Annotated in this window: 19 protein-coding genes and 1 pseudogene; 8 read left to right on the top strand and 12 right to left on the bottom strand. The window is 69.5% G+C overall.

Going from position 1 to position 20,146, the window contains the following annotated elements:
* Window positions 1–60 precede the first annotated feature (60 nt).
* From ABZ444_RS17755 to ABZ444_RS17735, 5 genes are all read left to right on the top strand, one after another.
* Entirely contained in the window at window positions 61–966 is a 906-nt protein-coding gene (locus ABZ444_RS17755; RefSeq protein ID WP_357997445.1) for an ABC transporter ATP-binding protein, read from the top strand.
* 33 nt (window positions 967–999) lie between these two features.
* Entirely contained in the window at window positions 1,000–1,704 is a 705-nt protein-coding gene (locus tag ABZ444_RS17750; RefSeq protein WP_357997442.1) for an ABC transporter permease, read from the top strand.
* 1 nt (window position 1,705) lies between these two features.
* Window positions 1,706–2,905: a sensor histidine kinase gene (locus ABZ444_RS17745; protein WP_357997439.1), complete on the top strand. Its 1,200-nt coding sequence runs from the start codon at window positions 1,706–1,708 to the stop codon at window positions 2,903–2,905.
* Window positions 2,902–3,531: a response regulator transcription factor gene (locus ABZ444_RS17740; protein ID WP_357997436.1), complete on the top strand. Its 630-nt coding sequence runs from the start codon at window positions 2,902–2,904 to the stop codon at window positions 3,529–3,531. The genes ABZ444_RS17745 and ABZ444_RS17740 overlap by 4 nt, the downstream gene beginning before the upstream one ends.
* A gap of 177 nt (window positions 3,532–3,708) precedes the next feature.
* Complete coding sequence (locus ABZ444_RS17735; protein ID WP_357997623.1) at window positions 3,709–4,578, top strand: aldolase; 870 nt, start codon at window positions 3,709–3,711, stop codon at window positions 4,576–4,578.
* A 130-nt stretch (window positions 4,579–4,708) separates the two neighbouring features.
* Here ABZ444_RS17735 and ABZ444_RS17730 read toward each other — a convergent pair whose 3' ends face one another.
* The 7 genes from ABZ444_RS17730 to tsaD all read right to left on the bottom strand — a co-directional run bounded on the left by ABZ444_RS17730 (window position 4,709) and on the right by tsaD (window position 13,454).
* The gene (locus ABZ444_RS17730) at window positions 4,709–5,800 is read right to left on the bottom strand and encodes a hypothetical protein (protein ID WP_357997433.1); all 1,092 of its coding nucleotides are present in this window, start codon (window positions 5,798–5,800) and stop codon (window positions 4,709–4,711) included.
* Between the two features lie 32 nt (window positions 5,801–5,832).
* Window positions 5,833–7,059 (bottom strand): MFS transporter, encoded by a 1,227-nt coding sequence (locus ABZ444_RS17725; RefSeq protein ID WP_357997430.1) that lies wholly within the window; start codon window positions 7,057–7,059, stop codon window positions 5,833–5,835.
* 58 nt (window positions 7,060–7,117) lie between these two features.
* On the bottom strand, window positions 7,118–7,783 hold the full coding sequence (locus ABZ444_RS17720; protein WP_357997427.1) for a pyridoxamine 5'-phosphate oxidase family protein: 666 nt from the start codon (window positions 7,781–7,783) through the stop codon (window positions 7,118–7,120).
* A gap of 31 nt (window positions 7,784–7,814) precedes the next feature.
* Window positions 7,815–9,170: a DUF6002 family protein gene (locus tag ABZ444_RS17715; RefSeq protein WP_357997424.1), complete on the bottom strand. Its 1,356-nt coding sequence runs from the start codon at window positions 9,168–9,170 to the stop codon at window positions 7,815–7,817.
* 47 nt (window positions 9,171–9,217) lie between these two features.
* Window positions 9,218–10,738, bottom strand: coding sequence for an FAD/NAD(P)-binding protein (locus ABZ444_RS17710; RefSeq protein ID WP_357997421.1), 1,521 nt, complete (start codon window positions 10,736–10,738; stop codon window positions 9,218–9,220).
* Between the two features lie 94 nt (window positions 10,739–10,832).
* Window positions 10,833–11,729, bottom strand: a complete 897-nt coding sequence (locus ABZ444_RS17705; RefSeq protein WP_357997418.1) for a phytanoyl-CoA dioxygenase family protein — start codon at window positions 11,727–11,729, stop codon at window positions 10,833–10,835.
* 702 nt (window positions 11,730–12,431) lie between these two features.
* A complete protein-coding gene (tsaD, locus tag ABZ444_RS17700) occupies window positions 12,432–13,454 on the bottom strand; it encodes a tRNA (adenosine(37)-N6)-threonylcarbamoyltransferase complex transferase subunit TsaD (protein WP_357997415.1) in 1,023 nt (340 codons plus the stop codon).
* A 390-nt stretch (window positions 13,455–13,844) separates the two neighbouring features.
* Here tsaD and ABZ444_RS17695 point away from each other — a divergent pair, with 390 nt between their 5' ends.
* On the top strand, window positions 13,845–14,420 hold the full coding sequence (locus ABZ444_RS17695) for a GNAT family N-acetyltransferase (protein WP_357997412.1): 576 nt from the start codon (window positions 13,845–13,847) through the stop codon (window positions 14,418–14,420).
* Between the two features lie 186 nt (window positions 14,421–14,606).
* Here ABZ444_RS17695 and ABZ444_RS17690 read toward each other — a convergent pair whose 3' ends face one another.
* From ABZ444_RS17690 to ABZ444_RS17670, 5 genes are all read right to left on the bottom strand, one after another.
* Entirely contained in the window at window positions 14,607–15,497 is an 891-nt protein-coding gene (locus tag ABZ444_RS17690; protein WP_357989051.1) for a GntR family transcriptional regulator, read from the bottom strand.
* Window positions 15,498–15,508: 11 nt separating this feature from the next.
* A complete protein-coding gene (locus tag ABZ444_RS17685; RefSeq protein WP_357997409.1) occupies window positions 15,509–16,768 on the bottom strand; it encodes a carotenoid oxygenase family protein in 1,260 nt (419 codons plus the stop codon).
* A 271-nt stretch (window positions 16,769–17,039) separates the two neighbouring features.
* Window positions 17,040–17,303 carry a hypothetical protein gene (locus tag ABZ444_RS17680; RefSeq protein ID WP_357997406.1) on the bottom strand — a complete coding sequence of 88 codons (264 nt, stop codon included), beginning with the start codon at window positions 17,301–17,303 and terminating at the stop codon, window positions 17,040–17,042.
* A gap of 16 nt (window positions 17,304–17,319) precedes the next feature.
* Entirely contained in the window at window positions 17,320–17,460 is a 141-nt protein-coding gene (locus ABZ444_RS17675; RefSeq protein ID WP_357997403.1) for a DoxX family protein, read from the bottom strand.
* Between the two features lie 434 nt (window positions 17,461–17,894).
* Window positions 17,895–18,614, bottom strand: a complete 720-nt coding sequence (locus ABZ444_RS17670; RefSeq protein WP_357997400.1) for a DUF4429 domain-containing protein — start codon at window positions 18,612–18,614, stop codon at window positions 17,895–17,897.
* 14 nt (window positions 18,615–18,628) lie between these two features.
* On the opposite strand from ABZ444_RS17670, the gene ABZ444_RS17665 reads away from it, so the two are divergent.
* Together ABZ444_RS17665 and ABZ444_RS17660 are read left to right on the top strand one after the other, a co-directional pair.
* Window positions 18,629–18,865 (top strand): hypothetical protein, encoded by a 237-nt coding sequence (locus ABZ444_RS17665; protein ID WP_357997397.1) that lies wholly within the window; start codon window positions 18,629–18,631, stop codon window positions 18,863–18,865.
* A 592-nt stretch (window positions 18,866–19,457) separates the two neighbouring features.
* A pseudogene (locus tag ABZ444_RS17660) lies at window positions 19,458–20,102 on the top strand (transposase family protein); the annotation flags it as partial.
* Window positions 20,103–20,146 lie beyond the last annotated feature (44 nt).

Genomic DNA, 20,146 nt, shown 5'->3' with positions numbered 1-20,146 from the left:
TGGTGAATGCCAGCTGCTGGGACGATCCGCCGGCCAGGGCCGCGAGGCGATGCTTTTGCCATGGCAGTCATCGAAGTCGCAGACCTGGTCAAGAAGTACGGGAACCAGTCCGTCCTGGAGGGCGTCACCTTCTCGGTGGAAGCCGGGGAGATCTTCGGCATCCTCGGCCCGAACGGCGCGGGCAAGACCACGACGGTGGAGTGCGTTGAGGGCCTGCGCCGGGCCGACAGCGGCCGGATCGGCGTCCTCGGCCTCGACCCGCTCACCGCGGGCGCTGAGCTGCGCCAGCAGATCGGGGTGCAGCTCCAGCACACGCAGCTCCCGGAGAACATCAAGGTGTGGGAGGCGCTCGACCTGTACGCCTCCTTCTACACCAGGCCGCGCGACTGGCGCGAGCTGCTTGAGCAGTGGGGGCTGAAGGACAAGCGCAACGCCCGCTTCGGCAAGCTGTCCGGCGGCCAGAAGCAGCGGCTGTTCATCGCGCTGGCCCTGGTGGGCAACCCCCGGGTGGCCTTCCTCGACGAGCTGACCACCGGGCTCGACCCGCAGGCGCGCCGGGCCACCTGGGAGCTGATCAAGCAGGTGCGGGCCGGCGGGGTGACCGTGGTGCTGGTCAGCCACTTCATGGACGAGGTCGAGGAGCTGTGCGACCGGGTGGCGGTCGTCGACCGGGGCCGCGTGGTCGCGCTCGACACGCCCGCCGGGCTGGTCGGGGCCGAGCACGAGATGTGCTTCACCCTGCTGGCCGGGACCGCCGCGGAGCTGCCGGCGCTGCTGGGCGGCCTGCCCGGGGTCACCTCGGTCGAGGTGACCGGGGCCAAGGCGGTCGTCACCGGCCGCGGGGATTTCGCCAGCGCGGTCACCTCGCAGCTCGCCCGGCACAATCTGCTCGTCTCGGGCCTGCGCATCGACAAACGCACGCTGGACGACGCCTTCCTCGCCCTCACCGGCCGCACCTTCTCCTGACTCGCCCCACCTTCCTTGCTGAGAGGCCCGAAGATGACCGCGCTCGCCAAGCTCACCACCGTCGAGATCAAGTTGCTCGTCCGCGAACCCGGCTCGGTGTTCGCCCTGCTCATCCCGCTGTTCATCCTGGTGATCTTCGGAAGTTCGATCACCCCCGGTGACACGGTGCTGGTGCCCATGGCCCTGTCCATCGCGGTCGGCCTCGTCGGGCTGTACCTGGTGCCGACCACCCTGGCGACCTACCGTGAGCGCGGCATCCTGCGCCGGTTGTCCACCACCCCGGTGCCGCCCGCCCGGCTGCTGGCGGTACAGCTCATCCTGCAACTCGCCCTGGCGGTCGCTGCCTGCGGGCTGCTGCTCGCGGTGGCCGGCACGCTGCTCGGCGCGAGGCTGCCCGACGCGCCCGCCGCCGTCACGCTGACCTTCCTGCTCGGCACCGGGGCGATGTTCGCGATCGGCCTGCTGATCGCCGCGCTGGCGCCGAACGGCCGGGCGGCCAACGGGATCGGCGTGCTGCTCTACTTCCCGATGGCCTACCTCGCCGGGCTGATCCAGCCGCCCAGCCAGATGCCCGCTATCCTTGCCCAAGTCGGGACATATACCCCGCTCGGTGCCTTCCGCCAGACCCTCCAGGAAGTCTGGGCCGGCGGCTTCCCGAACCCGTTGTCGCTGGCCATCATGGCGGGGTTCGCGGCGGTCATCAGCGTCGCCGCCGCCAAGCTCTTCCGCTGGGAGTAACGTGACCTCGCTCGACCTGCAGGAGGCCCGCCTCGAACGGCTCCAGGCCATCGTCCCGTACCTCCTGCTCGTGGTCTCGGTCGCCCTCACCTGGCTGACCGACGGCCGGTCACTCGCCGAGCACCTGCTGATGCTCGGCGCCGCCGCCGTTACGGCGGCCTGGATCGCCGTGCTGGGCCGCAGCCGGCACCACGCGCTGTACGTCACCGTGCTGATCGTCCTGATCGGGGTGTTGTGCAGCCGGGGGATCTGGTTCGCCGGGTTCTTTGCCTTCGCCGGTTATCTGGCCTCCTGGCACCTGCTGAGCGGCAAGTGGCGCTTCGCCGGGATCGCCGCCACCGCGACGATCAGCGTGACCAGCTTCACCGGCGGACTGCCCGCCCCGACGCTGTCCGCGATCCTCACCCACCTGTTCTTCGTCGCCGCGATCACCTCGCTGGTCGTCCTGTTCAGCCTCGTCGGCGAGGTCACCACGGCCCGCAGCACCGAACGCAAGCGCATGGTCACCCAGCTCGAAGAGGCGATGCGGGAGAACGCGGTCCTGCACACCCAGCTCCTCCTCCAGGCCCGCGAGGCCGGCGTGTTCGACGAGCGCCAGCGCATGGCGCAGGAGATCCACGACACCCTCGCGCAGGGGCTCACCGGGATCATCGCCCAGATCCAGGCGGCGACGCAGGCCCAGGAGACGGGCGCGCGGTGGCGCGGGCACCTCGACACCGCCGCCCGGCTGGCCCGAGACAGCCTGGCCGAGGCCCGTCGCTCGGTGCACGCCATCGGGCCGGGCCAACTTGAGACGGCCCCGCTGCCCGAGGCTCTCGCCGAAGTGGTCGCCGACTGGTCGGGGCTGCATGCCGTACAGGCGGAGGCGACCACCACGGGTACGGCACGACCGCTGCACCCAGAAGTCGAACAGACCCTGCTGCGGATCGCGCAGGAAGCGCTCGCGAACGTCGCCAAGCATGCCGATGCCCGCCGGGTCGGCCTTACCTTGTCGTACATGGAAGATGTGGTCACCCTGGACGTCCGGGACGACGGTGTCGGCTTCGCCCTCGACCGGGCCGGCGACGCCGGCGGTTTCGGCCTGACCTCGATGCGCAAGCGGGTGGCGCGGCTGGCCGGCAACCTGGAGATCGAGTCAGAGCCCGGCGGCGGCACCGCGATCTCGGCCACCGTCCCGGCGGTCGGCAGGGAGGGCGCGTGAGCACGCCGATCCGGTTGCTGATCGTGGACGACCACCCGATCCTGCGCGACGGCATCCGGGGCATGTTCGCCGGCGACGACCGCTTCGAGGTGCTCGGCGAGGCCGGCGACGGCGGCGAGGCGGTCAAGCTCGCTCTCGCCCTTCGGCCGGACGTGATCCTGATGGACCTGCGGATGCCGCGCATGGACGGCGTGAGCGCCATCAAGGAACTGGCACGGACCGGCAGTACGGCCCGCGTCCTGGTACTGACCACCTACGACACCGACCGGGACGTCGTGCCGGCCATCGAGGCCGGGGCGACCGGGTACCTGCTCAAGGACGCGCACCGCGACGAGCTGATCCGGGCGGTCGAGGCGGCCGCCCGAGGCGAGTCGGTGCTCTCGCCGTCGGTCGCCACGCGGCTGATCGGACAGGTACGGGCGCCGGCTGCGGACCCGCTGAGCGCCAGGGAGCTGGAGATCCTCCGGCTGATCGCGCAGGGCACGACCAACCGCGAGGCCGCCGCCCGGCTGTTCATCAGCGAGGCGACGGTCAAGACGCACGTCCTGCACATCTACGCCAAACTCGGTGTCAACGACCGGGCCGCCGCGGTGGCCGTCGCCTTCCAGCGCGGCCTGCTGACCTGACGGCCCGCTGTCCGGTGAACCGCCGGGGCCGCTGCACCGCCACTGTCGCCCTGATCGATGGTGCAGCGGCACACGGGGTTCCGCCGCCAAGAGTGAGCGTTGACTCCCACAGCCCTGGTTGGTAATTTTGTCAGGACAAACACTATGTCCTTACAAACTCTCCGGCAGAGGAGTGGCATGGCTGCTAGGGTGGCCGACATCGTGCGCACGCGGGTCCACAACCCCGAGGCGATCGCCGAGGCGGCGAAGCGCCGCGTGCCGGCGTCTTCCGTGGTGGGAGAGCACGGCCGTGCGATGATCATCGCCGCCGATCATCCGGCGCGCGGCGCGCTCGGCGCCGGCGGGGACTCGATGGCCATGGCCGATCGGGGCGCGCTCCTGGACCGGCTCTGCGTGGCGCTGGAACGCCCTGGGGTGACCGGAGTCATGGGCACGGCCGACATCCTGGAAGATCTGTTGCTGCTCGGCGTGCTGGACGGCAAGTCGGTGTTCGGATCGATGAACCGGACGGGCCTGGCCGGCTCGGCGTTCGAGATCGATGACCGCTTCACCGCCTACGACGCGGAGACCATCGCCGCCATGGGCTTCGACGGGGGCAAGACGCTCACCAGGATCGCGCTGGAGGACGCGGCGACGCCTTCCGTCCTGGAGAACACGGCCCGGGCCGTGAACGCGCTCAGCGACCGCAAGCTGATCGCGATGGTGGAACCGTTCATCTCCCGATGGAGCAACGGCAAGATCTGCAACGACCTGTCGACGGAGGCCGTGATCCAGTCGGTCACCATCGCCTGCGCGCTGGGACGGAATACCGCCTACACCTGGCTGAAGCTCCCCGCCATCGAGGACATGACCGAGGTTCTGGCGGCGTCGACCTTGCCCGTGTTGCTGCTCGGAGGCGACGGTCCCGATCCCGAGCAGGTGTTCGCCAGGTGGGAACGCGCTCTGAAGCTGCCCACCGCGCTGGGGCTGGTGCCTGGCCGGACGCTGCTCTATCCCGCCGATGGGGACGTGGCCGGCGCCGTGGACAAGGCGGTCAGTCTGTTGTGATCCAGGGGCTTGCCTGGCGCATGAAGGTCGCCCCGCGCGAGGTGGAGACGGCTCGTTCAGGGACACCCCTGAGCGGGCAGGCGTTTGGCCGGCCAGGCTACGGCAAGGCGGATCCAGCACAGCAGGTCCTTCAACGGTGGCCCGTTGAGGGCGCTTGGGACCGCCGCAGGCGGCCTCTCAGCTCCAAAAGGCGCGAGCAGAGCTCAGGGACGTCCCTTGCGTGCACCGAGCCCGGAAACTCGGGCAGCTCGGACCTGATCGCCAGCGAGGCCGACGTGGAGAACCTGACCTCTCCGCTCTCCTCGATGCTGACCCCGTCCCGCTGCGCCCACGCCCGGTTCAAGGCGACCGCCTGCGCCCGCGGCATGTCCGCGGGCAGTTCCAAGGTGAGGCTCCGCTCCCGGATGCGGACAGGGTAGCCGCCCGGCAGCCCCAGCGGGCCCGGCAGACTGGTGCGCACTTCGCGCCCGATGACGAGGTCCGCCAGCAGCAGCGCGGTGACGTGGCCGGTCACCGCGTTCAACTCGGACCGGTCCGCGGCGCGCTGGCGCCGGAGCAGCGGGCCGACCTCGCGGACCGGCGTCCCGTCCAGCCAGGCCAGCGCGTCGTCGGCGTCGTCGTCGGGGGTGTGCAGGTGCCAGTGATGTCCCAGGACCTGAAGCTGTTCCCCGCGGGCCGGGCGGAGTGACTCCCGCAGCGACGCGGCGAGCAGCGCCACGTTCCCCACGCCGCAGAAGATCGGCAGTCCGAGCGCTTTGAGCAGCGGGTTCACCGCGTCGGGAAAGCAGGCGTTGAGGAAGAGGGGGCGGGGGGCCAGGGCGATGATCGCCGACGCCGCCTCGATGGCCACGGCCGCCTGCAGGGGGAGGGTGAGCCCGAAGCCCGCTCTGCCGGTCAGCGCGGTCCACGCCGAGGGCGAGCGGGTCTTCTCCCAGGGAGACTGGTACGAGGCACAGTTCAGAACGATGCGCGGACGGGACTGCCGCAGGATCGCGGAGATGGACTCGGTCGTGTACCGGTCGACCGACAGGGCGCGGAACCGTACCGGCGTGCCGCTCGACGCCGCCCGGACATCCGCGACGTAACACACCTCCGCCGAGTTCTGCGGCGTCGTCGACACGACGGTCACGACGCATTTCGTGGCACAAAGGGTCGCCAGGGAGTAGCAGATCGAACGGGCCAGCGAGCCGCTGCCCAGGATCACGATGCCGGGTTCGGCCATCACATCACCTTCCGGCTGTGTCGCGTCGGAGATCATGAGGCACTCCGCTCCCGGTGGCTCATGACGATGCCGGCGCCGAGGAGCCCGAGCACACTCAAGACCGTCAGGGCGGTCCCGTACCCGCCGGTGCTCTGCAAGAGGTAGCCGGTCAGCGCGGGGCCGAGGGCGGAGCCCGCGCCGAGCGCGGTGAACAGGAGGCCGAGCAACCTGCCGAGGCGTGCCAGGCCGAACCGGTCGGCGAGCACGATGGGCAGCAGAGCGCTGTAGCCGCCGTACATGGCGCCGTGGATGATGGCGAACGCCAGCAATCCGCCGTAACCCCGCGCGGTCGTCCACACCAGCAGGCCCAAGCCGATCCCCACGTGACAGATCTTGAAGAGGGTGAGGGATCCCAGCCGGTCGGTGAGGGCGGTGATCATCAGACGGCCCGCGATGCTGCTGATGCCGATGGCCGAGACCAGGGCCGCGGCAGCCAGGGGGCTGATGCCCAGGCGCTGTGCGGAAGGAGCAAGATGGGCGAACGGGACGTAGTTGGCCATGCAGACGAGCAGCGACGCCACGTAGAGGGTACGGAATCCACGGGTGGACGGCTGTTGCGCGGCGACGGGGGAGTCCGGCGCCTGTGGTGGCCGGCCGACGAGGGCGGCGGCCAGCAGCAGCAGAGCCGCCCCACCGACGGCGTAGAACTCGTAGGCGTGCCGCCAGCCGAAGTGGCTCACCATCCAGGCCGACAGCGGCGAGCTGACGACCGTGCCGATCCCCACGCCCGTGACCACGCTGCCGGTGGCAACCCCTCGGTAGCGGTCGAACCAGCGGCCGGTGGCGGTGACCACCGGAACGTACACACACCCGACCCCCAGCCCGATACCGAGCCCGTAGGCAAGGTACGCCTGCCAAAGAGCGACCGAGATCGCGGTGAGATAGAGGCCGAGCCCCAGGCAGGCCGCGCCGATGAGCAGCATCACGCGCGGCCCCGTCCGGTCCGCGACGGGGCCGGTGACGGCGCTCAGGCCGAATCCCAGCAAGGTCGTGATCGAGAAGACCACGGACGCCGCGCCGTCACCGGCGTGAAAGGCCTGAGCCATCGGCCCGAAGAACTGCCCATAGCTGTACGCCAGCCCGTAGACCACGGACGCCGCGAGCGTCGCGCCCGCCGCCGCCAGCCACGCGCGGCGCGAGTCGCGGACGCCCACGGCAGGAGCGGGCGCGAGCGGACGTCCGGCCCCGACCGCGGCCGGCGGTGTCTCGGGCATCGACATGGTCACTCACCTGCGCTTTCGGTAACCCTGCTGAGATGACGGAGGGCGGGCACGCCGGTCACATCCGGCGGAGGCGGATGTGCTCCGGCACCGCCAGCCCGTCGGGCACCCGCGCCTCAGGACGCGGGACGCCGAAGGACGTGCGTATCGGTAACAGACCGGCCCACTTGGCCAGGTCGACCTCGTCACCGTGATCGTTGGGCGGCGCGTCGCGGATCTTCACGGACGCCTCGGCCAGGTCCAGCGTCATGACGGCGACCCGGGCCAGCACCTTGCGGTCCGGTTCGTGCCCGTAGTTCCAGGCACCCGGCGCGAGATGCTCGGCCACGACGCGCATGCCGTGCCGCTTGTCATCCTCTTTGCGCAGGAGCCGTCCGGTTCCGTGAACGACGGCCGAGCGGTAGTTCACCGAGTTGTGGTAGACCGAGCGCGCGTAGACGATGGCGTCGAGATGGGTCACGGTCACGCATATCGGTGCTCCGGCGGCGAGGACGCGGGCGCTGCGGGCGCCGGCCGATGCATGCAGATACAGCGTGTCGCCCTCGCGGCCGTACACGCTGGGCAGCACGACAGGTCCGCCGTCGGCGACGAACCCCAGGTGGCAGACGAGCCCGGCGTCCAGGACGTCGTACAGAACCTGACGGTCGGCCGCGGCGCGCTCGTGGTAGCGGCGTACGGTGCTGCGTGCCGTGGGTGACAGGGGGCCATGCCCGGTACTGCTCATGTCTGCCTTTCTTCTGTTCCGCCGGAGGCGCTCACAGCACGGCCTCGGCGATGTCCTGCGCCGAGCGGACCGCCATGACCTGGGAGCGTTCCGGCATCAGGCCCGGTTCGGCGAGGTACATGCCGGAGCCGTGCAGCACCACGCCGTCGAAGCCGCTGACCAGGCCCCTGTCCAGGCTGTTGAGCACGCCGGTGAGCCCCATGACCAGCGACCATTCGGCCAGGCGGCGGGGATCGGCGGGCAAGGGCCGGTCGCTGGCTTGGAAGTGGTGTCGTACGGTGCCATAGCGCTGGACGCATTCCAGCAACGACACCACGACGGCCGACCCTCCGTGCTCGGCGATCAACGCGGTCATCTCCGGCGCGGTGGGCGGATTGCGGGTGTAGAAGGTGGGTTCCAGGTTCTCCTGCGGATTCCAGGTCACCTGGGGGAAATGTGGGAAGTCCCGCTGCTCGTACACCTCGTCATCGGCGCGGCGCTTCCAGTCCGGCTGCGGGTCGTGGCCCTGGGTCTCGGTCAGATAGTGGCGGACCATGTCACTCGTCGCCAGATGCTGGACCAGGAGGAACCCCGGCTGCGGGTGCGTGATGCCCAACGTGGCCATGGTGTCGATGCCGTGCTGGTAGCCGAGCAGGCCGTACGCGCTGGAGACGGCATGCGCGTGCAGGAGCCGCCGGTCGGGCCGGACGTCTCCGAATTCGTACTCGTAGAAGGCGCGGCAGGCGTCGGCCACCTTGTAGTTCGCGATGTCGAGGGAGTACCAGACCCTCTCCCCGGCGCTGCCGGCCGCGGCTTCGGCGAACGACCGGCCGATGTTCTTGACGTCGCCCGCCTCAGGCCCGTCGTAGACGAGAATCGGGTTGCGGGCCCGCAGTTCATCGGACTCGGTCAGGACGTTGCGCCGGAACTTGTACAACGTGGCCGCCGGCGTCAGCGTGACGATGCGTAGCCTGTCGGGGCTGGCCAGCTTCAGCTCCAAGGCACGGGCCACGGCGTCCCGCAGGGCGATGGCCTTGTTCCCCGACGACGGGGTGAACAGGAGGACTGATTCGCCGGTCCGATCGATGTGTTGCACCGCCCGGGCCACCATCAGAAGCGACGCCGTGGTCTTGGTCGTACGGGTTCCCGGATTCTTCATCAGGTCCAGCAGGACCAGGCTCCGGCCGGCGTAACTGCCCAGCGGAGCCAGCGAGGCACCGGCGACCGCGAAATACTCCTCCCACGCGTCGGTGAGCACCGGATAGGAGAAGTCCGGGGCGAAACCGGTGGATCGGGCCGGCGTGCAGCGCCGGGAGGCCTCCCGCACGCCGTTGTAATAGCGGGTGATGACGCTCTCGGAGTCGGTGGTCTTGATTTCGGCCGCGAAACTGCGCGCGCTCTGGTCCATGAAGTCGCACCTTTCACTCAGCAGAGAAGGCGTGCAGGTAGGGAGATTCAGCAATGGCGCAGGAGTTGATCGGCGACGACGCGGGCTTGCCGGCCGATGATGAGCATGGAACTGGTGTAGTAATGGGTGCCCGCCGTCAGCTGCCCCAAGGCGAACAGGTTCCGGTTCTCGCTCCCGTCCGCTGCGCGGATTCTGTTGGTGTGCCGGGCCACGTCCAGGCCTCCCAGGGCGTGCCGCCGCGCCACTCCGGCTGCTACCAGGTCCTCGATCAGCGCAGTCGCCGTGTCAGGGACGGCCGCGGCGGCCGGGCGTGTCGTGTTGACCACGATGTCGGCCTCGATCTCGCCCACAGCGGTCGAGGCGAGAAAGGCGGGACGCGGCATTTCGCCGGGCCTTTCACCGGGCTTTTCAGCGGGCCTTTCGATGAGCCTTTCGACGGGCCTTATTCCGCGGACACCGTGTACGACCCGCAGTCGTCCCGCCTCGGCGGCCGCCTGCAGCCGGATGGCCGACTCCTGAGGCATCGGACTCAACAGGGTGATGAACTTCCGGTGCCAGCGGGTGAGAAAGCGGCGCCGTTCCGCGTCGGGCATGGCATGCCAGATGAGCTCCACCGCCTCGTGCATCGCCTCGATGATGACCGGCTGCCAGAGTGCGCCCCCGTCGCGGGCCTGCCCGAGCTGGCGGCGCAGCCGGCGGGCGGCCGACTCGCCCGGGGCGGCCTCGGCGCACGCGCGGTCCAGGCTCGTCCCGGCCTCCTGCAATTCGCGGTCGAGCAGCGCCAGCAGCCGCTCTCCTGTCATGACCGGGTCGGCCGTCAGCGCGACGAGAACGGCGGTGCGGGAGAGATGCCGCAGTTCAGGCGCGGTGGCGACGGTGCGCACGGTCGGCAGCAGCCCGTTCCTCGACGCCATGGTGACGCGGCCTCGATGGCCGTTCTCCAGCAGGAACAGCACGGTGTCGACGGCGGTCAGCCCCGTCCCCAGCACCAGGACATGGGCCTTGGGCGGCACGGCGGCCAATTGGGCGTTCAGCGGATAGGGGTCGTTGACATAGCCCGGCGAGCGCGCCAGCCGGTACACATCGACCGGCCCTCCGGTGCCCACGCACAGCACGACGCGATCCAGGTCGCCGAAGCGCCGCCCGTCCTCGGTGAGCGCGTGGAAGCCGGTCGGCCCCTCACGCAGCCGCATCACCGACGAGCCCACCGTGCGCACCCTCCTTCCGCGTCCGGCCAGCTGATCGCTGATTCCGGTCGCCACATCGGCGAGATACTCGCCGAACAGCCGGCGCGGCAGGAACGCCGTCGGGGACACCGGACGTCCTTGCAGGCCACCCCGTTCCTGCACCCATCGCAGGAAGTGTCCGGGTACGTCCGGCAGTACGGACATGCGCTCGGCCGAGACGTTCAGCAGCGCGACGTCGGAGTCGGGGAGATAAGCCCGGCCTGGCCCGACGTTCTTCGCCGGCTCGAACACCGTGACGTCGAGGTCCGGTAGACGGTCGCGGGTGAGCGCGGCCAGCAATGCGACGGCCGCACCGCCGCCCCCGATGATTCCCAGCTTCATGTCGTCCTCTTCGCGCGCGGAGGTACGGCCGGCGGAACTCCCGGGCAGCGCTGAGCGTCAGCGCGCCCCCGTTCTCTGGAGCCAAGCCGTGTCCCTAACGCCGTGGGACGTTCCGCTGCTGGGTGACGAACAGACTGGTGTAATCGCCACCGGACCAGTCGGGTGGAAGGAGACACGGGCGAGGGTCGTGCACCGCCCACCGCGTCGGCTCACCGCGTACGATCTCGCCGGCATGGCTGCTGGGCAGCGGGTTCGCGGTGTAAGGCATGGAGTTGGCCGCACTGTAGACGTTGAGCAGGAGCGGCCGGCCGAGGTCCGACTCGTTCTTGGCCGAGCAGTGCAGGGTGCGGCAGTTGTGAACGGTCACCGACCCCGCCGGCCCCGGGAGATGGACCGCCCGGTCGGCAGGCAGCGCGGCGGCGTCGAATTCGCTCAGCGCCCCTGTCCAGACGCCGTCGGAGTCGTAAAGGTCGTAGAGCTCGCCTTCATGACTACCGGGAATCACGCCGAGTGGCGCCTGGTCCATGGAACAGTCGTACAAGTAGGTGCCGAAGGTCAGCGAACTGTAATTGGTGTGCGGCCAGAACTGCACGTCCTGATGCCACTTCACCTCGGCACCGCCGCGAGGCCACTTGAAGTTCAACTTGGAATGATGGAACTTCACGTCCGGGCCCACCAGGTCGGCCGCGATGTCGGCGAGCGCCGAGTCCCGTGCGAAGCGCCAGTATTCCGGGTGCTGGTCGACTGGGCTGGTCACGCGCCGTAGCCGGGGGGCTTGGGCAGAGTGCCCCGGTTCGATATCGAACACCGCGTCGGAGCGGTCGATCGTCCGGCTGCGCTCGATCATCTCTTCGGTCGCCGTTCGGAGCCGGGTGAGCCATTCGGTGGAGATCGCCTCTTCCAGAAGCAGAAAGCCGTTGCTGAAGTAGAACTCCCGCTGCTCGTTCGTCAGGATCTTGGGCGTGATGCGGCGGACCTCGTCGACCAGCACGTATATTCTCCTCGATCAGCGCTACGACCTCAGGACTTATGTACATCGGTATGTCCTTACATAAGGACAACATATTGTCCGCTTTGCACATTGTCCAGTGTTGTTCGATCGCTCTGCATGGTGACCTGGTCGCCCTTGACTCCCTGTACCAGCACATCCATGGCTGGTGAGGTCGATGGGGGGCGGCGGTCCGGTTTCGGCTTGCGCTGGGACAACTGCCCCATGCTGCGGTGAGCTCGGGCCGTGTTGTAGTGAAGCGGGTGAGCGTTCGCCGTAGCTGGTGCTCGTTGAGGACGAGCATCCTGTCCAGGATTCAGCCGAGCGAGCGGAACCGTCTCCCGCACAGGTGACGCATGACGAGATCCGCCCCGGCGTCGCGGACGAGGACGCCGTGCGGTGCATGGCGCGATCCGAGGACGCCGACTCCCTTGGCTGCATTCGCCGGCCGCCCAGCGTGACCGGCGTCTCTCCCGCCGCGAGGCTGACCAGGTGCTGGGCGGTCTCGAACGCCGCCGTCTCGGGGATCAGCAGGCATCGGGCCGGCAGCCCGGTGCCGTGCCCGGTGACCGGCACGCCGCTGACGCCGCTGACGTCGAAGCCGTCGCAGACGGCCCGGTCGGGGCGGGGCAGCGGGGCGGAGCGGCCCGGGACCGACAGGCAGCCCTCGCGGTCGTCGTCGAGCCGGCGGTCGGGACTCCATGGTCAGCTACGGCTGGGGGTGAGTGAAGCTCTGGTCAGTGGCGCCGAGGGGTCGGCCGCCAGGTCGAGCGGCGACGGCGGCGTATCCGCGGCGATGAGCAGGTCCCCGACGGCGGCGATCATGGCTCCGTTGTCGGTGCACAGCCGGGGCGGCGGGACGCGCAGGGTGATGCCCGCGGCGGCGCAGCGCTCGGCGGCGACCCGCCGCAGCCGCCCGTTCGCGGCGACCCCGCCGACGATCACCAGGGTGTCCACGTCGTGCGCCAGGCAGGCCGCGACGGCCTTGTGGGTGAGCACGTCGACCACCGCCTCCTGGAAGGAGGCGGCGACGTCCGGCACGCGGACCGGCCCCTGCTCGACGTGCCGGGCGACGGCGCTCTTGAGGCCGGAGAAGGAGAAGTCGTAGCCGGCGCCGAGCATGGCGCGCGGGAAGCGGATCGCCGTGGGGTCGCCGTCGCGGGCGGCCGCGTCGATGGCGGGGCCGCCGGGGTAGGGCAGGCCGAGGATGCGGGCGATCTTGTCGAACGCCTCGCCGGCGGCGTCGTCGCGGGTGTCGCCGAGGTGCGTGATCGGGTCGCGGGCCAGGTCGCCGAGCAGGAGCAGCGAGGTGTGCCCGCCGGAGACGACCAGCGCGACCGAGCGCGGGGGCAGCGGCCCGTGTTCCAGGGTGTCGGCGGCGACGTGCCCGGCCAGGTGGTGCACGCCGTACAGGGGTTTGTCCAGGGCCAGGGCGTAGGCCTTGGCGGCGGCGAGCCCGGTCTGCAGCGCGGTGGACAGTCCGGGCCCGGCGGTGACCGCGACGGCGTCGATGCCGGATGGGCTGATCCCGGCCTGTTCGAAGGCGGCCCGCACGCACGGGACCATCGCCTCCAGATGGGCGCGGGCGGCGATCTCGGGCACCACGCCGCCGAAACGGGCGTGTTCGTCCATCGAGGATGACAGCGCGGCGCCCAGGAGCCGGCCGTCGGCGACGATGCCGACGCCGGTCTCGTCGCAGGAGGTCTCGATGCCCAGGACGATCGCCATGCCACCCCTTTATCGCAAGTGATTCGCAACTACGAATACTAGGCAACAATGATGGAGCTGTCCCACGGACCGGAGATGAACGATGCGAACCGCAGAGGTCAAACGGTGCTTCCTGGCCCGCTTCGCGGCCGCCGGACACGAGATCGTGCCCAGCGCGCCGCTGCCGCCGACGACCGAACCTGCTGTTCGTCAACGCCGGCATGGTCCCGTTCAAGCCGTCCCGCCCCGGCCGCCGGGCCCACTTGATTTTCAGGACGCGGGTTTCCGCGAGCCCTGGTCGCTTCGGTGCCCTGTCGGTTCCTGTAGGGCGATCGCCGCGTCGTTGTCGGAGACGTCGTCCGCAGTAATCCGTTTGTGTATCACCACAGCCCGCTGTCAGTATGAGGGCCCATGCGTCACCCTCTTGACACGCTGGACTGGCCGATTTCCACCGAGCGGCTGCTGTTGCGCCGGGCTGCCCCCGACGACCTGGACGCGACCTGGGCCTTCCGGCAGCTGCCGGAGACTCACGAATGGGTCGCGGCCGCCACAGAGACCTACGACGACTACCGTGAGCGTTTCCTCCGCGAGGAGCGGCTCGTAGACCTGCTCATCGTCGAACTGGACGGCCGGGTGATCGGCGACCTGACACTGAGGGTCCAGGACGGTTGGGCCCAGGAAGAGGTCGCTGACCAGGCGGAGAGCGTCCAAGGAGAGCTTGGGTGGACGCTCGATCCCTCCTACGGCGGCAAGGGCTACGCCACCGAAGCGGTACGCGCCCTCATCGACATCTCCTTCAAGAGTCTTGGCCTGCGTCGCCTGCACGCGGACTGCTTCTACGACAACGAATCCTCGTGGCGGTTGATGGAGCGGCTCGGGATGCGCCGCGAACAGCACACGGTGAAAGACTCGCTCCACCGCACCAAGGGATGGCTCGACGGTCTCTCATACGCGCTCCTGGCCGAGGAATGGCCCGCTCACGAGTGATTTTGGGCAACTCCGCCGCGACGCCCGTGCAGGCGGCGGTCAGCCGGGCCGGCACGCCACCGACTACGCACGGCCAACGTGCTGCCCCAACGCCCCGCGACAGCGCTCTTGGCGGCGTCCTTGGCGGTGTGCCAGATGCGCCGCCCGCCGGCGGCCAACCGGCAGGCGGCTCCGGTGAACGCCCGGTCACCGGCGGATCTCCCGGGGCGCGATCACGGTGGCCAGGCCGTCCAGCAGGCGTTCGAGGCCGAAGGCGAACAGTGATTGCAGGTCGAGCTCCGCGCCCGGCTCCGCGACCTGGGCGATCAGCGGCCCGTCGACGGACAGCTTGGCCTGACCCCACTGCTTGCTGGTCATCCCCGTGTCCAGCTCGGCGATGGCCTCGCTCTCGATGTTGATCGCCGTCCCCCGCACGTAGTTCACCATCGTGCCGTAGACGTGCATGCGGGTGATCGGGTCCAGGCCGAGGCCGTCGAGCGCGCGCAGGGTCCATACCCCGTACGCGAGCTGCCCGGGCAGTGTGGCCGGCCGGGTGATGGACACGAGCCGCGGAAGCCAGGGATGGCGCTGGTAGGCCGCCCACTGCAGCTGAGCGGCCACCCGCAGGTGGGAACGCCATCCCGGCGGCGGCTCCGGATATTCGATCTCGGCGAACGCGGCATCGGCGATCAGCTGGGTGAGCTCGGCCTTGGCCTCGAGGTGCCGGTAGAGGGCCATGGTGGCGACGCCGAGCTTGGCCGCCACCGCCCGCATGGACAGTGCGGCCAGGCCGTCGGCGTCGGCGATCTCCAGGGCCACGCGGACGACGCGGTCGCGTTCGAGACCCCCGGCCGAACGTGAGGGCAGTCTCCGGGGAGCGACCACGGCGCCGACCCGAGACACCGACTCGATGGCGCCTGCCTGCTTGAGCGCGGCCAGCGCCTTGCTGGCCGTCGCCATCGCGACGCCCCACTCGCGCATGATCGCCCTGGTGGTCGGGACGGGCGCGCCGGGCTGCAACTCTCCGTCGGCGATGCGCCGCTCGATGTCGGCGACGATCCGGAGGTACGGCGGTTGCGGATCGTTCACGACGGCCATGCTGCCATGTCTCAGCGGTCAGGCAGCCAGTTGCCGTGCAGACCGAGCGGCACTCTGACAGGAAGGTGGACGCGCGCGACGGGCTCACCCGTGAAGTCCTGGGCGGAGAGGATCACCAGGTCGCTGGCGTTTCGGCGAGGATTGTGCACGTACGTGAGCAGGTACCCCTCGTCCTCCCCTTGCCCCGCGGCGGCGAACACGGCCTCACCGACCGCCTCGTCCTTGCCGAACCCGTGTACTTCATGCGTCCCTCGTTTCAGGTCGTGCTTGACCAGGGCGTTGGTGAAGGCGTCGTCCGGCGGCATGCCCTCGGGCGCGAACGGAATCCCGTACAGGGCCGTCGCGGCCGAGTAGCCATATCGGTACGGGCGGGTGGCACGTGCCTCGTTCACACGCGGGAAATCCTGCGGCCGGTCGTCGATGCGCTGCTGGTGGATCTTGTCCGGCGTGATCGTCCAGCGGTCCAGCATGGGCCGGATCGCTCCGGGGTCGGCGGGATCGAACGGCCCCTCGGCCGTGACCAGGTCGACCACGATCGAGTCGCCGTCGTCGTAGGCGTTGAGAGTGTGGCTGACATGGATCGGGTCGATGTCCAGCCAGCGCACCTCACCACCGGTCCGCGGCATGACCCCTACACGCGTCGGGTGCCCGGGCAGCCACCGGCACTCGAACCCGTCGAAACCCAGCGGCGTGTCCCACAACACCACGTGCTCCTCGGTGAGCGCGAAGTCGTGCATGAACGGCGTCCGCGTCATGGAGATGGCGGTGGTCCGGACGACACTTCCCCCGGAGTCAGTCACGATGTACTGGACGAAGTCGCGGCCCGGCATGTACGACAGCGAATGCAACTCGCCGGTGAGCGGGTCGTGCTTGGAGTGCGCCCCCGCCGTGAACCCCTCCGCGGTCCCACCCAGCTCACACACGCCCACGGTGTTCAGCTCCTCGTCCAACTCGGCGGGCGGCAGGCCGCCCTCCGCCAAGGCGAAGGTGCGCTGAGCGTGCTCGATCACGTGCACCATGGGCGCGAAGCCCGGTACGCGCACGAAGCGGTTGCGGTACCACTCGGCCCGGCCGTCACGCAGCCGCACCCCGTGCACCATGCCCTGGCCCATGCCCCAGATGTGCACAACGGGGTCTTCCACACCCAGCGGGTTGGGCCCGTTGCGCAGGTAGCGGCCGTTGAGCTCGGCCGGGATCCGCCCGGTGACAGGCAGGTCGTAGGCGGTGACTTCTTCAGTAAGGGGGGAGAAAGGCCCTTCCAGATACTTCATGTGGACACCGTACGCAAGAGCACGCCTGATCCCATGGCAGCAGCGGGAAATGCCATTCTGTGCACTAGTGCAACAAGCCGAGCCCACCCGAACAACCTCTCGCGGCGTCGCGGTTTCGAAGAGAAGGCGACGCAGCTTGCACAACCCGGCGGAGCCCATGTCGCTGATTCTCCAGGTTGCACACTTCACGTTGTCCCAAGAGGTCCTTCGCTCTTCGCCACCGACCTTCTTGGTCGCGCCCCGGGAAGCCTCGGCGGTGGCCATGGGGCGGTCAGCCGAGTTCGGCGCCGATCTGGGGCAGCACCTTCGTGCCGAGCAGTTCGATGGCGTGCAGGAAGTCGCGCTGTGGCAGGCCGCCGACGTCCATCTGCAGGATCTGGCGGGAGTGGCCGAGCAGGCCGTGCAGGTGCAGGATGCGGTCAGCAACCTGATCGGAGCTGCTGGCGAGGACCATGCCGCCGGGGCCGAAGGCCGCCGAACGGTCGGCGCACGGCGGGGCAGGGCGGCCCAGCTCGGCCAGGCCGTCGGCCATCATCCGGGCCGAAGCGGCCTCAGGCGACGAACGCGGCCAGCAGGAACAGGAGCGCGTTCATCGCGATCGCGGCGGGTTCCTTACGGCGGGCGCGGGCGAGCGCGGCCAGGACCATGATCACGGCCAGGCCGGTCGTGGCCAGCGGGGTCAGGATCGGCACGATGCCGGTAGCCGCGGGCAGGAGGCCCGAGCGCGCCGGCGAGCTCGGCGATGCCGATGAAGCGGACGGTGCCGGCGGAGTAGTCCTCTGCCCAGGGCAGTCTGGGCTCCAGCTTCTCCTTCAGGTGGCGGTGACCGGGACACGCAGCGCTCCGGCGGCGGCTTGGGAGGCCAGCTCGGTCAGCGTCCGCGGGTTCGGGCCCGCCATGATCGTGTGCACGGTGACCTCGACGCCCTGGACCGCGTCCGGAGTCGACCCTCGGGTGGAGGCGAGCCCGCCGCCCTTACGCAGCAGCCCGGCCAGCTCGGCGCCGCCCCCGCCAGGTGCAGCACCGCGTCCACGCCCTCCGGGGCGAGCGCGGACTTGGGCCGGCCGCCGGGTGCCTTGAGTGCCAAGGCGCCAACGCGCACAAAGGTCAGAAACGGGTCCGCAGCTCAGCCTTCCGTCGCGACCTGTTCGATCATGGAAGCTTGTACGGCGGCAAGCACGGCTGCAGCGAAGGGCAGGGAGTGATGCGTGGCTCCCCAGCCAATGCCGAACACCACGGAGGCGGGATCGTTGTTGGGGTTGGAGAGGGCCTGGTGCCCACGGATGCGCAGCCGCAACGACCCGCGGGCGTCCTCCAGCGCATGCCACTCGACGCCCTCGATCTCGGTGATCGGGTAACGCCGGTCACCTGCCGTGTACTTGGCCGGGGAAGCTCCGGACGCGAACCAGGTGAAGGTGACAGCCTGCCCGTCGAAGGCGGCCTCACCGTCCCACGCCTTGAAACTACGCGGCACCGAAGGGCCGGCGATCAGGAACCGCTCAGCCGGACCGCGCTCGGACAGGGCCGCGCGCATCTCGTCGGCATACTGGGCGGCCAGCGTCTCCGTGGCGGCGGGCAGCACCAGCCGGTACGGATCGAGCGACTCCTGGAGCTGCCCCGTTGCCGCGGACATGACCGGATCGGCTCCCTCCCGGGGAACCACCCGCAACACCGCCCTGCCGCGTGCACCAGGCTCCAGCATGACATCGGCCAGCGCGTCATACGGCACGAACCGCTCACCGAGCTCCATGCTCAGTTTCGACGCCTTACCCGGATCAGGCCTGATGCGCAGCCCCCCGTCCTCGAACTCCCACGTGCAACCTCGCCCCTTCAGTACGTCACCCATGCAAGCAAGGATAGGTGCCCGAACACTGGCGGCTACGCGGACGGGCGGCCACCGTGACGAGCCGGCTGGGCCTGCGCACGTCGCCGGACGCCGCGTTCTGCGACGACGACTACGCCGACTTCTGCTGGCGCGCTCTGTGGGAGCAGGAATCGGCCGACCTGTCCAGGTCGCGGCGCTTCGAGCAATGGCGTTCGCCGGTACGGTCTCTCAGTAGTACTGGCATGCTCCGGGGCATGGGACTCACCGGGTAGGCCCCACCTGCAATGATCGATCAGGGCGCCCGCCGTGCTCGGCGCGTGCTCGTACGCCCCGTCACAGGCTGTCGGAACCCAGCACTGCCGGATACACAAAGCGCGCCATGGTGGTCCAAGCCATCACTCAACGGCACAGGGCGGCACTAAAAGATCTTGCTCATGGGGCAGCGTCGATCATGCTGGCCGGAGGGGGGCGATCTGAAGGTCGTGCAGGAGACACTCGGGCACGTGTCATCCACCCTTCACCCGCGACACCTGCACCAGCGTCTACCTCGAGGTGGCCCGAGCCGCCGCGGAATCCGCCGCCGCCCTCATCAACATTTCAGCCGCAGGTGCCCGGAGGTCCCGGCTGATCACACTGCCGGACCACATCGGCGACGCCACTTCCTGATCCACCGAACCCGGCAGGTCCGCCGATTCGTCAGCGGGCCTGCTGGTTTGCCCTCCATGACTGAATCTTTTCCAACCTCGCGGGCCCGGCCCTTGGTTCAGCGTGATCCCGAAGCCGCTGTTCGGCCGGTGACGTGAGAAAGCTCCTGGTAGACGGGTTGATCACCACAACCCACACCGTCGCAGCCAGGAGCTTCCGGTGCTGTTCTACCGTGCTGCCATCGATGTGTCGCATCAGACCCTGAACTACGTCGCCGGGATGATCCGGCGTCACCGGAAGCGGATCGGCTCGCTCCGGCGGAGGCTGAACCCCGGGCAGCAGGCCCTGCCGGTCCTTGTCTACCTGCGTGAAGGCGAGACCTTCGCCGAATTCGGGGCCGGCTTCGGCATCTCCACGGCAACCGCGTGGCGGTATGTGGAGGAGACCGTGGCACTGTTGTCGGCACGTTCGCCCAAGCTCGGCCAGGCGCTGCGGAAAGCCAGGCGGGACGGACCGCACTATCTGGTGCTGGACGGCACCCTGATCCGTACCGACCGAATCAAGGCCGACCGGCCGTACTTCTCCGGCAAGGACCGTGTGCACGGCATGAACGTGCAGGTCATCGCCTCGCCCGACGGGACGATCCTGTGGACCTCGGGCGCGCTGCCGGGCAAGGCGCATGACCTGGGCGCCGCCCGCATCTGGGGCATCCTGCGTGAACTGGAGAAGGCCGGAATCATCACCCTCGCCGACAAGGCGTACCAAGGCGCCGAGGGCCCAGTCGTCACCCCGTACAAGGGCAAGGACAAGCCCGAGTTCCAGAAGCAGGCCAACCGTGCCCATGCCAAGCTGCGTGGATCCGGAGCGTCTGCCTTCGAGCCGGGTGGTTGCGGCGCCCGGATCAGCTC

The organism is Nonomuraea sp. NPDC005730, assembly GCF_040630865.1.
GTDB lineage: Bacteria > Actinomycetota > Actinomycetes > Streptosporangiales > Streptosporangiaceae > Nonomuraea.
The sequence above is the reverse complement of the archived record's forward strand: the minus strand, read 5'-3'. Positions and strand labels throughout refer to the sequence as shown.